Consider the following 13,496-nt stretch of genomic DNA (forward strand, 5'->3'; position numbering starts at 1 on the left):
CTGTGCGCGATTTCTGCCCTCGGAGGGGCGGAAATCGCGCACAGCGGTACAGAGGGGTCAGCGAGGCGGCGCCGTCAACCCCGGAATCGCGGGGATCGTGATGCCCGGCGGCAGCGCGGGGATGCTGATTCCCGGTCCCGGTGACGGCGGTGCCTCGCGGACCGAACCGTCACTGACGTAGATCGTCACCGTCGAGCCGGGGATGGCGGATCCGGACGGGGACACGCTCGACACCGTTCCGGCTCGCTGCGACGACGCGGTGCTCGCGACCTGCACCTGGAACCCGGCCGCCTGCAGCTGGGCGCTGGCCGAAGCCTGGCTCAGTCCGACGACGTTCGGCACCTGCCCGTTGGCCGACCCGCGGACGAACTTCTGATCCACCGGCGGAAGCGCGATGTCACCGAAGTTCGTGGCGATCGGGTCCATCGCGTCGAACCAGGTTCGGGCCGGCTCGTTACCGCCGAACAAGCTTCCGGAACTGCACTGCCGCAGCGGGAACGAGCAGATCTCGCTGGGCGTGGGGGAGTCGCCGTAGGTGTAGACGGCGGCCGCGTAGCGGTTGGTGAACCCCAGGAAGCCGGACGAGCGGTTCGACTCGGTGGTTCCCGTCTTGCCGGACATCGGCAGGTTCCATCCGGCCGACGCCGCAGCCGACGCCGACGTACCGCCGGCCTGATCGTCCTTGCTCATCGCGTTGGCGAGGGTGTTGGCCAGACCGGGGTCGACGACCTGCTCACACGCCTGCTGGGTGATCGGCACGGGCTTGCCGTAGCGATCGAAGATCGAGTCGATCGGGTTGGGCGGGCACCACTTGCCGCTCGACGCCAACGTCGCCGCCACGTTCGACAGCTCCAACGGGTTGACGTAGGTGGGGCCGAGGGTGAACGAACCGAGGTTCTGCGACTTCTGGAAGTCGGCCATCGACTGATCGTCGCCCTGACCCGCCGAACCCGGATCCGCGTACGACCGCAAGCCCAGGCGCACCGCCATGTCGACCGTCGGGGTGACGCCGACGGACTCGATGAGCTTCACGAACGCCGTGTTCGGCGACTGCGCGAGCGCGTCGGTCACCGAGAGCGACGCCGGATAGTTGCCGGCGTTGGTGACGCAGTAGGTCGACGGCGGGCAGCCGCGGGCACCGCCGTCGCCCAGGCCCTTGACCTCGACGCGCGGCGGAACCTGCAGAACGGCACTGGTTCCGAGGCCCTTCTCCATCGCCGCGGCGGTCGTGAAGACCTTGAAGATCGACCCGGCGCCGTTGCCGACGAGCGAGTGCGGTTGAGGTTGGACGGTTTCCTCGTTGTCACCGTTGAGTCCGTAGGTACGCGAGCTGCCCATGGCGAGGACGCGGTGCGAATCCTGTCCCGGCGCGATCACGTTCATGACCGTCGCGACGCCGTTGACGGTCGGGCTGGTGTTCTCGACGAGAGCCGCCTTGGTCGACGACTGCACGGCCGGGTCGAGGGTGGTCTTGATCAGATACCCGCCCTTGTCCACCTGCTCCTTGCTGATCCCGGCGTTGGCGAGGTACTCGAGCGCGTAGTCACAGAAGAAACCGCGGTCGCCGGCGGCGATGCATCCGCGGGGCAGCTGCTCCGGGGTCGGCAGGACACCGAGCGGCTCGAGTTTCGCCGCCTCGATCTCGGTCGCTCGGTCCGGAATGTTCTGAATCATGGTGTCGAGCACGGTGTTGCGCCGCTCGAGCACGCCGTCGGGGTTCGTGTACGGATTGAGTGCCGAGCTGGACTGCACCATTCCGGCGAGCATGGCGGACTGGGTGAGGTTCAGCTGGCTCGCGTCGATACCGAAGTAGGTGCGCGCGGCGTCCTGAATCCCGTAGGAGGAGTTACCGAACGGAACCAGGTTGAGGTACCGGGTGAGGATCTCGTCCTTGGTCAGTTTCTTGTCGAGCGTCAGCGCCATACGGATCTCGCGGATCTTGCGGGCGGGGGTGGTCTCGATGGCGGCGCGGCGTTCGGCGTCGGTCTTCGCGACGACGAGAAGCTGGTAGTTCTTCACGTACTGCTGATCGAGCGTCGACGCGCCCTGCTGAACCTGGCCGCTGGTGGTGTTGGTGAGGAACGCGCGGAGGGTGCCCTGCCAGTCGACGCCCTGGTGCTCGGCGAAGCGGCGGTCCTCGATGGAGACGATGGCGAGCTTCATCTCGTTGGAGATCTTGTCGCTCGGCACCTCGAACCGTCGCTGCTCGTAGAGCCACGCGATGGGGTTGCCCGCGACGTCGGTCATCGTGGAGACGGCCGGTACCGTTCCCTCGACGAGTTCGGCCGAGACGTTGTCCACGGTGTCCGCCGCGCGGTTGGACGCGAGTCCGAAGCCGCCGGCCAACGGGAACATCACACCGGCCAGTAGTGCACCTGCCAGAGCCGAGCATCCGGCGAGCCTGGCGACTGTTTTTCCGATCGACACGTCTACAAGGTACCTGGGTCGAGAAAATGGGCCGATTCTTCGGCGTGAGCACGGCCGTACCAGAAAAAAGGCCCCCCGCCTTGCTTACGTCACAACCTTTACCCTAGATTGAACCTCGACGGTGTGATTCAGCTAACAGTCGCATCGGAAAGTGGGGTGTCCCGCACTCAGATGTGCTGCTGAGCTGCTGGAACATCGGTGAACGTCCTTGCGCGGTGTTCGCATAGATAAAGGGGTCTGCAATGCAAACGGAAATGACGAACGCTTCGGTCGAGGTCGGCGAAGCAGAGGCGCGCATCGCCTGGGTTGCCAAGGCGCGATGCCGCGGCGTCGATCCCGATCAGTTGTTCGTGCGGGGGGCCGCGCAGCGCAAGGCAGCGACGATTTGCCGTCACTGCCCCGTGCTGATGCAGTGCGGAGCCGACGCTCTGGACAACCGTGTCGAGTTCGGCGTCTGGGGTGGGATGACCGAGCGTCAGCGCCGCGCATTGATCAAGCAGCACCCGGAAGTGGATTCGTGGGCCGAGTTCTTCGAGAACCAGCGCCACCACCAGGCAGCCATCTGACCTTCGTTCACACGGCCGGCTACACGGCCCTGGTCAGCTGATCGGCCACCGCTCGCAGCGCGTCCAGATCGGACACCTCGAACGGAAGCGACGGGACACCCACCACCGGTACTCGTGGGTGCGCAGCGGTGAACCGTCGCAACAAGCCGACCTCACGTTTGGCCGTCACGGCCCGATTGGCGTGCACCCGCAAGATCCCTGCCGTCAACGGGTCGCTGTCCTGAAGTTGATCGGCGGCAGTCACCGCATGATCGGCCGACAACTCGCTCAGCGTCGGGTGGGTCCTGTTCAGCACCAGGCCCGCGAGCGGCATCTTCTCCTCCGACAGACGATCGACGAAGAACGACGCCTCGCGCAGCGCGTCCGGCTCGGCCGCCGCGACCACGAGGAAGTACGTCCCGTCCTGTCTCAACAAGTCGTACGTGTGCCGGGCGCGTTCGCGGAACCCGCCGAACATCGAATCGAGCGACTGCACGAAAGCCGAAGCGTCCGAGAGCATTTCGCTTCCGACGATGGACGACACGCCACGCATCGCAAGACTCACGGCGCCGGTGACGACGCGGCTGATGCCGCGTCCCGGAGCCATCAGCAGCTTGATCATGCGCCCGTCGAGAAACGATCCCAGACGTTGCGGTGCATCGAGGAAGTCCAACGCGTTCCGTGACGGCGGGGTGTCGACCACCACCAGATCCCAGTCGCCGCTCGACGCCAACTGCCCGAGCTTCTCCATCGCCATGTATTCCTGTGTGCCCGAAAACGACGACGCCACAGTCTGATAGAACGGATTGTCCAGAATCTGGCGGGCTTTGTCGGGCGTCGAATGCTCGAGCACCATCTCGTCGAAGGTGCGCCGCATGTTCAGCATCATCGCGTGCAGCTCGCCCGTGCCGCCCGGTCCCAGCTTCACCGGTTGCGGATTGTTGTCCAGCTCGCCCACGCCCAGAGCCTGCGCCAGGCGACGCGCGGGATCGATGGTGAGGACCACGACGCGTCGGCCGTTCTCCGCTGCGCGCAACGCCATTGCGGCCGCCGTGGTGGTCTTGCCGACCCCGCCGCTTCCGCAGCAGACGACGATTCTCGTCGCGGGATCGGTCAGGATGGTCGACACATCCAGTGTGGTCATTTGACACCCTGTTCCGTCAGCTGCGCGGCGAGGTCGTAGAGCCCGCCCAGATCCATACCGTCGGGAAGCATTCGGAGCGCCAGTCGCGCCGCGTTCAGCTCGTGGAGTCGGCGGGCACTCTCGTCCTGCGCCGACAAAGTCGACGCGTGTTCGATCGACTCGGTCAGCAGACCGGCGAAGTCGTGCTCGGACAACGAGATTCCCGCTTCCTTCAGGCTCGCTTCGACCTGAGCGGCGTCGATGTTTCCGTCGGCGACGCGGGCCAGTTGCTCACGGGGGATGAACGACTCCTCGGTGCGATTCACGATGACCGTTCCGAGGCGAAGGTCGGCGGCTTCGAGTTCGGCGACCGCGTCGGCGGTCTCCTGCACGGGGAGCGCTTCGAGAAGGGTGACCAGATGCACCAGCGTCTCCTCGGAGTGGAGCAGTCGCACCACACCCTCGCTCTGCGACCGGATGGGGCCGCCCTTGGCCAGATCCGACATCGCCTTCGTGACGTCCAGGAAATTTCCGATGCGGCCCGTCGGCGGGGAGTCGACCACCACCTCGTCGTACACCCGCTTGCCCGACTTGTCGGTGCGCACCACGCACTCCTTGACCTTGCCGGTGAGCAACACGTCGCGCAGTCCGGGCGCGATGGTGGTCGCGAACTCGATGGCGCCGACGCGGCGCATGGCGCGCCCGGCGAAACCGAGGTTGTAGAACATGTCGAGGTACTCGAGGAACGCCGTCTCGATGTCCACCGCGAGCGCGTGTACCTCGCCGCCGCCGTCCGCGGCCGCCACCTTGGTCTCGACCGGCGCCAACGGGGGGACGTCGAAGAGTTGGGCGATTCCCTGGCGCCCCTCCACCTCGACCAGCAGAACCTTGCGGCCACCGGCGGCGAGCGAGAGCGCCAACGCCGCTGCGACGGTGGATTTCCCGGTTCCGCCCTTGCCGGAAACGAAGTGGAGGCGAGCGCGGTCGGCCTTGGCGGGCCATCCGGTGGTGTCGACAGTGGAGGTCACATCGCCAGCGTAGCGATAGGCTTTGCCCTCATGAGCGCATCGACGACGTGGGAATACTTCACTGCCCCCCTGCTGATCCACAACACCAAGACCATCCTCGACAACTTCGGTTCCGACGGGTGGGAGCTGGTGACCGTTCTCCCCGGTCCGACGGGCGAGCAGCTGGTCGCGTACTTCAAGCGTCCGAAGAGCTGACCGCCGTGCCTCCCAAGGACAATCTGGCGGCGCTGGGGCTCGAGCTCCCTCCCGTCGTTCCGCCCGTCGCGTCGTACGTCCCCGCGGTGCGGACCGGCTCGCTCGTCTACACCTCGGGTCAGCTTCCGATGGTCGACGGCAAGCTTCCGCTGGTCGGCAAGGTGGGCGCCGAGGTCACGGCCGAGCAGGCACAGGATCTCGCACGGACCTGCGCGTTGAACGCGATCGCGGCGATCGACGCCCTCGTGGGAATCGACGCGATCGTCAAGGTCGTGAAGGTGGTCGGATTCGTCGCGTCGGCACCGGGATTCACCGGTCAGCCCGGCGTGATCAACGGTGCATCGAACTTGCTGGGCGACGTGTTCGGCGACGCCGGCGTGCACGCACGCTCGGCCGTGGGTGTGGCGGAGTTGCCGCTGAACGCGCCGGTCGAGGTGGAGTTGATCGTCGAGGTCGCGTAAGCGGCTGCGGTGCGGAGCACCTCTCACACAGCGGTGCGGAGCACCCGTTCGATGATTTCCTGCAGATACAGCCCGCGCCGCGCCGAGCACGCATGCTCGCGCCCGGTCCGCACCGATTCGAGAAACTCGTCGAGCAGCACGCGGTAGCAGTCGGCGGCGGGTGTGGTGCGGTCCGACAGTTCGCGCACACCACCGCTCCCGCTGACCGTCACCTTCAGCACCGACGGCATGACCGGCGTACGCATCGACAGCACGACGCTCGACGTACGTGCGTTGTGCGCCAACGTGATCGACCACGTGTCGGTCGCGTCGTCGCGGCGGGTCGACACCACGTCGGTGACGGGTCCGAGCGCGCAGTCGAGAAGGTCGAACACATGCGGGCCCACGTCCATCAGCGCCCCGCCCTCCTGACGCCAGATCGACGACGAGTACTCGCCGCCGAGCAGCGCACCCGACAGCCAGGTGCCCGTCGCGGCCGCCCAGTCGTCGCCGTCGAGCGAGTCGAGGAATGCGCGCGTCTCGGGCGCGAACCGGCGGGTCAACGTCACCATCGACATCACACCGGCGCGGTCGATCTGCTCGACGAGGCGCTGCGCGTCGGCTAGCGAGCCGGCTATCGGCTTGTCGAGGAGCACGTGCTTGCCCTTGTTCAACGCCGTCGACGCGAGCTCGGCCTGCACCGCGGGCGGGACGGCGAACGCCACGGCGTCCACCGCGTCGATCAGTTTCGCGACGTCGTCGAACACGTCGGCGCCCAGGTCCAGTGCCTGTTCCGGTCTGCGCGCCCACACTCCGGCGAATTCGATGTCGGGATGTGCCGTCAACGCCGGCGCGGCTGCGGTGTGTGCCCACGGTCCGGCGCCGATCACTCCGATTCGCATGCCGTCGACCCTAAACGGATACGGTGAGGCATGGCCCTAGAACACCCTGCGTACGAGCAGCTTCGTCAGGTGACACCCACCGCGGCAGTGCTTCTCGCGCGGAACCCCGGGAAGATGACGCTGGACGGAACCAACACCTGGATTCTGCGCGGGGCGGGCAGTGACGAGGTTGTCGTCGTCGATCCGGGGCCACGCAGCCGCGCCCACGTCGACCTCGTTGCGCAGCAGGGCAAGGTGGCGCTGATCCTGGTCACTCACCGCCACCACGACCACACCGGGGGCATTGCGCGACTGCACAAGCTCACCGGCGCGCCGGTTCGAGCCTCGACGGAAAGCTTCCTGCGCGGCGGTGGATCCGTGCTGTCGGACGGCGAGGTCGTCTCGGCCGCAGGAGTGGAGCTGACCGTCGTCGCGACCCCCGGCCACACGGCCGATTCGGTCAGTTTTCTCATGGACGACGCCGTCCTGACCGGCGACACCATTCTCGGCCGCGGCACCAGCGTCATCGACTCGAGGGACGGGACGCTGGGCGATTACCTCTCGTCCCTGGATCGGCTCGAGCAGGTGGGCGAAGGCCGCCGCACCCTGCCCGGACACGGACCGGACCTACCCGACACCGCACTGGTCGCCCGCGAGTACCGCGCGCACCGTGAGCAGAGGCTGGATCAGGTCCGCGAGGCTCTGGCCGTTCTCGGCGACGGTGCGAACGCGCTGAAGGTGGTCAAGCACGTGTACGCCGACGTCGACAAGAAGCTCTGGCCGGCCGCGCGAATGTCGGTCAAAGCCCAGCTGGAGTACCTGCGGAGCTGAGCCTGCTACCGAGCGCGCCGAGCCAGTCGCTCGGAGTCCGAGATCAGCACGCTCTTGCCCTCGAGGCGGAGCCATCCGCGGTGGGCGAAGTCGGCCAGGGCCTTGTTCACTGTTTCACGTGAAGCACCGACGAGCTGTGCGATCTCTTCCTGCGTGAGGTCGTGCGTGACGCGGAGCGAGCCGGCTTCCTGCGTACCGAACCGCTGAGCCAGCTGCAACAGCGCCTTCGCGACGCGGCCGGGCACGTCGGTGAAGATGAGGTCGGCGAGGTTGTTGTTGGTGCGACGCAGACGACGAGCGAGGACGCGCAGCAACTGCTCGGCGATCTCGGGACGCTGATCGATCCACGCCTTGAGGGCATCGCGGTCCATGCTGACGGCGCGCACCTCGGTGACCGTGGTCGCGGACGACGTGCGGGGGCCCGGATCGAAGATGGACAGCTCACCGAACATGTCCGACGGACCCATGATCGTCAGCAGGTTCTCACGGCCGTCGGGCGACTTGCGTCCGAGCTTCACCTTGCCGGAGACGATGATGTAGAGACGGTCGCCGGGTTCGCCCTCGTTGAAGACGACATGGCCACGCGGAAAATCGACGGGCTGAAGCTGCTTGGTCAGTGCAGAGACCGCCGACGGTTCTACCCCCTGAAAGATGCCGGCCCGTGCCAGAACCTCGTCCACGTGTGCTCCTTTTGCGACTCGACTAGCGTTCATGCGTTACGCACGCGAAGCAGAGTCTACGTCCCACCGGCCCATCGCGAGTGATCGCAGCCACTCGACGCGTTCCCGATTTGCCTCAGCTGGCGCGGCGGGCGTGATCGTCGAGCAACGAAACCTCTTCGGCAGGGTCTCCGTCGATACGCCGACGACGGCGAGCGAATCGGGCGAATGCGTTGGGAAAACCGTCGCTCGCGAGCGTGGCGACCTCGTCGCTGCTGGCCTGATCGACGAATTCCTGGACCTCTTGCTCACGGACGCCGACCCTGTTGAGGCGCGATTCGAACCGCTCCATCGCGAGCGCGAACAGCGTCAGCAAAATGGGGAAGAGAACCACAGCGAGAGCCTGCATAGGAGGAAGTAAACACGCTCGAGGTCTCGAATAGAACACGAGCGTGCACTGACCGAGTGAAGAGTGTCGGTGGCGTTCCGTAGAGTCGAGACGTGCCGAAGACAGCTGGGGACAGCCCCGACGTGCGCAAACTCGACGAGACGCCCATCGGGCTCAAGCGTCGGGCGCGCAGGATGAATCGCCGTCTCGGCGAAGCGTTTCCCCACGTTTACTGTGAGCTTGATTTCACCACGCCGCTCGAACTCGCCGTGGCCACCATCCTCTCGGCCCAGTGCACCGACGTCCGGGTGAACCAGACGACGCCTGCTCTGTTCGCGAAGTACCGAACCGCTCGTGACTACGCCGAGGCCGACCGCACCGAGCTCGAGGAGTTCATCAGGTCCACCGGCTTCTACCGCAACAAGGCCAACTCCCTCATCGGTCTCGGCCAAGCATTGCTCGACGGGTACGACGGGGAAGTGCCGCCCGATCTGAACAAGCTGGTGAAGCTGCCCGGGATCGGCCGGAAAACGGCCAACGTGATCCTGGGAAACGCCTTCGACATTCCGGGAATCACCGTCGACACCCACTTCGGCCGACTGGTTCGTCGCTGGCAGTGGACCGAGGAGGAGGATCCGGTCAAGGTCGAGCACGCCGCCGGCGCTCTGATCGAGCGCAAGGAGTGGACCGTCCTGTCGCATCGGGTGATCTTCCACGGGCGACGGGTGTGCCACTCCCGCAAGCCGGCGTGCGGAGTCTGCGTCCTCGCGAAGGACTGCCCGTCGTACGGGATCGGTGAGACGGATCGGCTGAAGGCCGCCGCGCTGGTCAAGGGGCCCGAGACGGAGCACTTGTTGAAACTGGCTGGCATCGAGGCGTGAGTAGATCGTCCGCGCTGCGGTGGAGCCTGGCTGCTCTGGTCGTGGTGATCGCGTTGATCGTCGCCATCTGGCCGCGCGGCAGTGACGAGCCGACCGGTCCCAGTTCATACGACGAGTTCCGGAACTCGATCGGAACGGCGACGCAGCCGCCGTCCACGCCGACCGACGCCGACCTGTCCGGTCTGCGCGCGGCGGCCGCTCTGTCGGCGTGCCCGACGCCGTCGGCCGGTTCGACCGCGTCCGGTCCCCTCGACGGTCTGATGCTGACGTGCCTGGCGGACGGCTCGCCCGTCGACCTCGGACGCGCGCTGGCCGGCAAGCCGGCGCTGATCAACCTGTGGGCCTACTGGTGTGGTCCGTGCGCGGAGGAACTGCCGTACCTGCAGCAGTTCGCGGAGCGCGCGGGCGGTGCCGTTACCGTGTTGACGGTGCACGAGGATCCCAAGCAGGACAATGCTCTGACCCGCCTGACCGATTACGGCGTCCGGCTGCCGGGTGTGCAGGACGGCTCGGCTCGCGTCGCCGCAGCGGTGAGCGCGCCCAGCGTCCTGCCCGTGTCCGTTCTCGTCGCCGCCGACGGATCGATCGCGAAGGTTCTGCCGCAGCCGTTCCGTAGCGTCGACGACGTGGCCGGGGCTGTCACCACCTACCTCGGGGTGACGGCGTGAGCGCGCCCGGTTGGTTGCAGGGCCTGGACGACGCCGTGCTGTTCGATCGTTCGCGCATGAATCAGGTACTGGATCGGAAGCCGCCTCCCGGCTCGGACCATCGCGACGCCGCCGTTCTGGTTCTGTTCTCCGGGTCGGACGGTGACGAACTTCCCGCCGACGCGGATGTGCTTCTGACGCAACGGGCCTCGTCGCTGCGGCAACACGGTGGACAGGTTGCGTTTCCCGGCGGGGTGGCCGATCCGGGAGACGACGGTCCGATCGGCACCGCGCTGCGCGAGGCCGTGGAGGAGACCGGACTCGACCCGTCGGGAGTCGAGCCGCTGGCGGCGCTCGACGCGATCTACGTTCCGCCGTCGGGTTTCGTGGTGACCCCCGTGGTCGCGTACTGGCGAACGCCGTCGCAGATCGGGGTGGTCGACACCGCCGAGACCGAACGCGTCGTGCGGGTCAAGGTGTCCGACTTGGTGGACCCGGCGCGGCGTTTCGTCGTCCGGCATCCACTCGGCTATCAGGGCCCGGCGTTCGGAGTCGAGGACATGCTGGTCTGGGGTTTCACGGCTGGAATACTGTCCGGCGTGTTCGACTCCATGGGCTGGGGGCTGCCCTGGAACACAGACGATATTCGTGATCTCGATGCCAGCATCGAGGCAGCAGGGGCGGGAATTCAGCGATGACCGGATCGACGTGGCTCGACATCGGGGTGGCGCTGGTGGCGCTGCTCGCCGCGTCGTCGGGGTGGCGGCAGGGAGCCGTGGCGTCCGCGCTCGCGTTCCTCGGCGTCGTGCTCGGTGCGGTGGCGGGCATCCTGCTCGCTCCACGTGTGCTGGTCCATGTCGACGACAGCCGCATGCGCGTGCTGGTCGGCATCGGCCTGATCGTCGTTCTCGTGGTCGTCGGCGAAGTGGCCGGCATGGTTCTGGGTCGCGCGCTCCGTAGTGGAATGCACAGTCCCGCAGCACGTTCGGTCGACAGCACCATCGGCGCCGCGCTCCAGGCCGTCGCCGTTCTGGTAGCGGCGTGGTTGCTGGCCATCCCGCTCACGGCATCGTCGCAGCAGAGTGTCGCCGCCGCGGTGCGTGGGTCCGCAATTCTCAAAGGGGTCGACGATGTCGCGCCCGAATGGATGCGAGAGATTCCCAACGAATTCTCCGCTCTGCTCGACACGTCCGGCCTTCCGGACGTCATCGGTCCGTTCGGCCGCACACCCGTCGCGAACGTCGAGCCGCCCGACGGCAGCGTCCTCGCGCTTCCCGTCGCGGCAGATCTGCAACGCAGTGTGGTCCGCATCCGAGGTGTCGCGGAGAGCTGCCAGAAGGCGCTCGAGGGATCCGGTTTCGTGATCGGCAACCAGCACGTCATGACCAACGCGCACGTCGTTGCCGGCACCTCCTCGGTGACCGTCGACTCGTCGGGCGGGCCCCTGGCCGCTCGGGTGGTGCTGTTCGATCCGTCCGTCGACATCGCCGTCCTGGAGGTGCCGGACCTGACCGCGCCCGTCCTGCCCTTCGCGTCGGCCCCCGCCCAGTCCGGCCAGGACGCCATCGTCCTGGGGTACCCGGGCGGCGGACCGTACTCGGCCAGCGCCGCACGGATTCGGGAGATACTCCCGCTCTCGGGTCCCGACATCTACCGGACCGGGACGGTGAACCGTGAGGTCTACACCGTGCGCGGATCGATTCGGCAGGGCAACTCGGGCGGACCGTTGGTGACCACCGACGGCCAGGTACTCGGCGTCGTTTTCGGTGCGGCAGTGGACAATTCCGATACCGGGTTCGTGTTGACGGCCGGCGAGGTGGCCGACGAGGTCACCGCCTCGCAGCAAGCGACCGCGGCCGTGAGCACCGGGGCCTGCATCGTCTGATCAGTGTTGGTCGAGTGGTCAGCGCTGCAGATGTTCCAGCAGCAACCGCTGCACCTCGGCCGGCGCTTCCTGATGCGCGAAGTGCCCGATATCGGGCAGTGAGCGCAGGTCCATGGCCGGCGCCCACCTCGAGTCGTGCCGCACCGTGCCCGTCAGAACGTACGGATCGGCGTCGCCGTGAATGTGCAACGCCGGAATCTCGGTGCGCACGTCGACGGCTTTCCTGAACCGGCGCCCTTCGGATCGGAACTGGCTGCGGAAGGCCCAGCGCTGGTACTCGAGCGCGCTGTGCGCCGCACCGGGTATCTGGATGGCGGACCGCAGGGTCGTGGCGGTCTCGCGGAAATCGTCGGTCTCGGGCCACGCGGGGCCGGAACGTTCGCGGAGCAAGCGTTCCACTTCGGCGCCGCCGGCGTAGGTCAGCTTCGCTTCGGGACGCAGCGGGATCTGATAGCGCAGGAAATACGGCACCAGCGCGTTGCGCTGGCCGCGGTCACGGATGGTCTGTCGCCGCAGTGCGATCGGATGCGGGGAGCTCACCAGCGCGATCGAACGAACGAGACGCGGATGCAGGGCAGCCACGGCCCAACAGACGAGACCGCCGTCCGCATGACCGACCAACGCAGCGTTCGTGTGCCCCATGGCCCGAATGAGACCGGTGATGTCGCCGGCGAGGGTCCATCCGTCGTAACCGCGCGGGGGTTTGTCCGAGTCGCCGTACCCACGCAGGTCGACGGCGACCGTGTGAAAGCCGGCGTCTGCCAGGGCCGTCAACTGGTGACGCCACGACCACCAGATGTCGGCGAAGCCGTGGAGCAGTACCACCAGTGGGGTGTTCGGCGACGTGGGACCGGCTTCGACCACGTGAAAACGGATGCCGTTCGCACGCACGTCGAGATGACGCCAAGGGCCGGGGTATCGGACGGTGGACGGATCGGGTGCTGCCATGTGCCGGGTGGGTCAGCGGTGCTTATCGACGCTGGGGGTCGAGGGTCCGAGGGTCGAGAGCCTTGTCGAACGCCGGCGAGTTCAGCGCGCTGTCGCCCGGCTTGCTTCCCGTCGGGAGAACCGACGACGCCTGCTTGAGCGAGTCGATCGTCTTCTCGGGTTTGCGCAGCTTCTTCACCCTCAGATAGCCGACGAAGGCCAGCAGGGCCGTCACCACGATCATGATCAGGAAGACGATGAGGAACGCGAGCCAGCGATCGACCCAGATGTTGAGCAACTCGGCGAGGAAAAAGAAGAAGAAGAACGCGCTGAAGATGAGCACGGCGAGCGCGAGGATGAACAGGATGCTGCCCTGCAGACCCTTCTTGATCTCGCCGGTGACCTCGGCCTTCGCGAGCTCGACCTCGGCTCGAACGAGGGTCGACACCTGGGACGTCGCGTCCTTGACCAGGTTGCCGATGCTGGCCGTACCCGGCGCGTGTGCGTCGACGTCGGTCAGCGGGATGGACGAGATGCTGCTGGGGACACCGTCGCCGGTTCCGCCGATCCCGTTGCCTCGGCTGCTGCTCACTGCGTGGTCCCTTCGATGATGAAAAGTTGCTCGGTGCATACCCTAGC

16 protein-coding genes are annotated in these 13,496 nt (G+C 66.8%); 8 read left to right on the forward strand and 8 right to left on the reverse strand.

Annotation, left to right across the window (positions count from 1 at the left end):
- Positions 1-57: 57 nt before the first annotated feature.
- Complete coding sequence (locus AC59JP_RS12425; protein WP_497326076.1) at positions 58-2,427, reverse strand: transglycosylase domain-containing protein; 2,370 nt, start codon at positions 2,425-2,427, stop codon at positions 58-60.
- Positions 2,428-2,681: 254 nt separating this feature from the next.
- Here AC59JP_RS12425 and AC59JP_RS12430 point away from each other — a divergent pair, with 254 nt between their 5' ends.
- Entirely contained in the window at positions 2,682-2,993 is a 312-nt protein-coding gene (locus AC59JP_RS12430) for a WhiB family transcriptional regulator (RefSeq protein WP_497326077.1), read from the forward strand.
- 19 nt (positions 2,994-3,012) lie between these two features.
- On the opposite strand, the gene bagB is transcribed toward AC59JP_RS12430, so the two are convergent.
- Both bagB and bagA read right to left on the reverse strand, forming a co-directional pair.
- Positions 3,013-4,116: an ATPase BagB gene (bagB, locus tag AC59JP_RS12435; protein ID WP_497326078.1), complete on the reverse strand. Its 1,104-nt coding sequence runs from the start codon at positions 4,114-4,116 to the stop codon at positions 3,013-3,015.
- On the reverse strand, positions 4,113-5,123 hold the full coding sequence (gene bagA / locus AC59JP_RS12440; protein WP_497326079.1) for an ATPase BagA: 1,011 nt from the start codon (positions 5,121-5,123) through the stop codon (positions 4,113-4,115). Before bagA ends, bagB begins: the two co-directional genes overlap by 4 nt.
- Before the next feature lie 30 nt (positions 5,124-5,153).
- Between bagA and sp36 the strand changes: the two genes are divergently transcribed.
- Both sp36 and AC59JP_RS12450 read left to right on the forward strand, forming a co-directional pair.
- Positions 5,154-5,318 carry a Sp36 family protein gene (gene sp36 / locus AC59JP_RS12445; RefSeq protein WP_188546302.1) on the forward strand — a complete coding sequence of 55 codons (165 nt, stop codon included), beginning with the start codon at positions 5,154-5,156 and terminating at the stop codon, positions 5,316-5,318.
- A gap of 5 nt (positions 5,319-5,323) precedes the next feature.
- Positions 5,324-5,779, forward strand: a complete 456-nt coding sequence (locus AC59JP_RS12450) for a RidA family protein (protein ID WP_497326080.1) — start codon at positions 5,324-5,326, stop codon at positions 5,777-5,779.
- Positions 5,780-5,802: 23 nt separating this feature from the next.
- On the opposite strand, the gene AC59JP_RS12455 is transcribed toward AC59JP_RS12450, so the two are convergent.
- Positions 5,803-6,660, reverse strand: coding sequence for a Gfo/Idh/MocA family protein (locus tag AC59JP_RS12455; RefSeq protein ID WP_497326081.1), 858 nt, complete (start codon positions 6,658-6,660; stop codon positions 5,803-5,805).
- 30 nt (positions 6,661-6,690) lie between these two features.
- Between AC59JP_RS12455 and AC59JP_RS12460 the strand changes: the two genes are divergently transcribed.
- Complete coding sequence (locus tag AC59JP_RS12460; protein WP_497326082.1) at positions 6,691-7,470, forward strand: MBL fold metallo-hydrolase; 780 nt, start codon at positions 6,691-6,693, stop codon at positions 7,468-7,470.
- A gap of 5 nt (positions 7,471-7,475) precedes the next feature.
- Here the strand turns inward: AC59JP_RS12460 and AC59JP_RS12465 are convergent, their stop codons facing one another.
- Both AC59JP_RS12465 and AC59JP_RS12470 read right to left on the reverse strand, forming a co-directional pair.
- Complete coding sequence (locus AC59JP_RS12465) at positions 7,476-8,150, reverse strand: Crp/Fnr family transcriptional regulator (protein WP_188546307.1); 675 nt, start codon at positions 8,148-8,150, stop codon at positions 7,476-7,478.
- A gap of 115 nt (positions 8,151-8,265) precedes the next feature.
- The gene (locus tag AC59JP_RS12470) at positions 8,266-8,538 is read right to left on the reverse strand and encodes a hypothetical protein (protein WP_497326083.1); all 273 of its coding nucleotides are present in this window, start codon (positions 8,536-8,538) and stop codon (positions 8,266-8,268) included.
- A gap of 92 nt (positions 8,539-8,630) precedes the next feature.
- On the opposite strand from AC59JP_RS12470, the gene nth reads away from it, so the two are divergent.
- The 4 genes from nth to AC59JP_RS12490 are packed head-to-tail and all read left to right on the forward strand — an operon-like array spanning position 8,631 to position 11,930.
- Complete coding sequence (gene nth / locus AC59JP_RS12475; RefSeq protein ID WP_497326084.1) at positions 8,631-9,398, forward strand: endonuclease III; 768 nt, start codon at positions 8,631-8,633, stop codon at positions 9,396-9,398.
- Positions 9,395-10,066 (forward strand): TlpA family protein disulfide reductase, encoded by a 672-nt coding sequence (locus AC59JP_RS12480; protein ID WP_497326085.1) that lies wholly within the window; start codon positions 9,395-9,397, stop codon positions 10,064-10,066. The genes nth and AC59JP_RS12480 overlap by 4 nt, the downstream gene beginning before the upstream one ends.
- Before the next feature lie 56 nt (positions 10,067-10,122).
- Entirely contained in the window at positions 10,123-10,743 is a 621-nt protein-coding gene (locus AC59JP_RS12485) for an NUDIX hydrolase (protein WP_497326491.1), read from the forward strand.
- Positions 10,740-11,930, forward strand: a complete 1,191-nt coding sequence (locus tag AC59JP_RS12490) for a MarP family serine protease (protein ID WP_497326086.1) — start codon at positions 10,740-10,742, stop codon at positions 11,928-11,930. The genes AC59JP_RS12485 and AC59JP_RS12490 overlap by 4 nt, the downstream gene beginning before the upstream one ends.
- Before the next feature lie 18 nt (positions 11,931-11,948).
- Here the strand turns inward: AC59JP_RS12490 and AC59JP_RS12495 are convergent, their stop codons facing one another.
- Positions 11,949-12,878, reverse strand: coding sequence for an alpha/beta fold hydrolase (locus AC59JP_RS12495; RefSeq protein ID WP_497326087.1), 930 nt, complete (start codon positions 12,876-12,878; stop codon positions 11,949-11,951).
- 22 nt (positions 12,879-12,900) lie between these two features.
- The gene (locus AC59JP_RS12500) at positions 12,901-13,449 is read right to left on the reverse strand and encodes a phage holin family protein (protein WP_497326088.1); all 549 of its coding nucleotides are present in this window, start codon (positions 13,447-13,449) and stop codon (positions 12,901-12,903) included.
- Between the last annotated feature and the right edge of the window lie 47 nt (positions 13,450-13,496).

Source organism: Rhodococcus sp. 320_ES (assembly GCF_059691855.1).

What these genes read in the sequence shown, in the direction of transcription:
- AC59JP_RS12470 (WP_497326083.1), bottom strand. Translation starts at nt 8,538, where the DNA reads ATGCAGGCTCTCGCTGTGGTTCTCTTCCCCATTTTGCTGACGCTGTTC.
- sp36 (WP_188546302.1), top strand. Translation starts at nt 5,154, where the DNA reads ATGAGCGCATCGACGACGTGGGAATACTTCACTGCCCCCCTGCTGATC.
- AC59JP_RS12495 (WP_497326087.1), bottom strand. Translation starts at nt 12,878, where the DNA reads ATGGCAGCACCCGATCCGTCCACCGTCCGATACCCCGGCCCTTGGCGT.
- AC59JP_RS12490 (WP_497326086.1), top strand. Translation starts at nt 10,740, where the DNA reads ATGACCGGATCGACGTGGCTCGACATCGGGGTGGCGCTGGTGGCGCTG.
- AC59JP_RS12485 (WP_497326491.1), top strand. Translation starts at nt 10,123, where the DNA reads ATGAATCAGGTACTGGATCGGAAGCCGCCTCCCGGCTCGGACCATCGC.
- bagB (WP_497326078.1), bottom strand. Translation starts at nt 4,116, where the DNA reads ATGACCACACTGGATGTGTCGACCATCCTGACCGATCCCGCGACGAGA.
- AC59JP_RS12455 (WP_497326081.1), bottom strand. Translation starts at nt 6,660, where the DNA reads ATGCGAATCGGAGTGATCGGCGCCGGACCGTGGGCACACACCGCAGCC.
- AC59JP_RS12460 (WP_497326082.1), top strand. Translation starts at nt 6,691, where the DNA reads ATGGCCCTAGAACACCCTGCGTACGAGCAGCTTCGTCAGGTGACACCC.
- AC59JP_RS12430 (WP_497326077.1), top strand. Translation starts at nt 2,682, where the DNA reads ATGACGAACGCTTCGGTCGAGGTCGGCGAAGCAGAGGCGCGCATCGCC.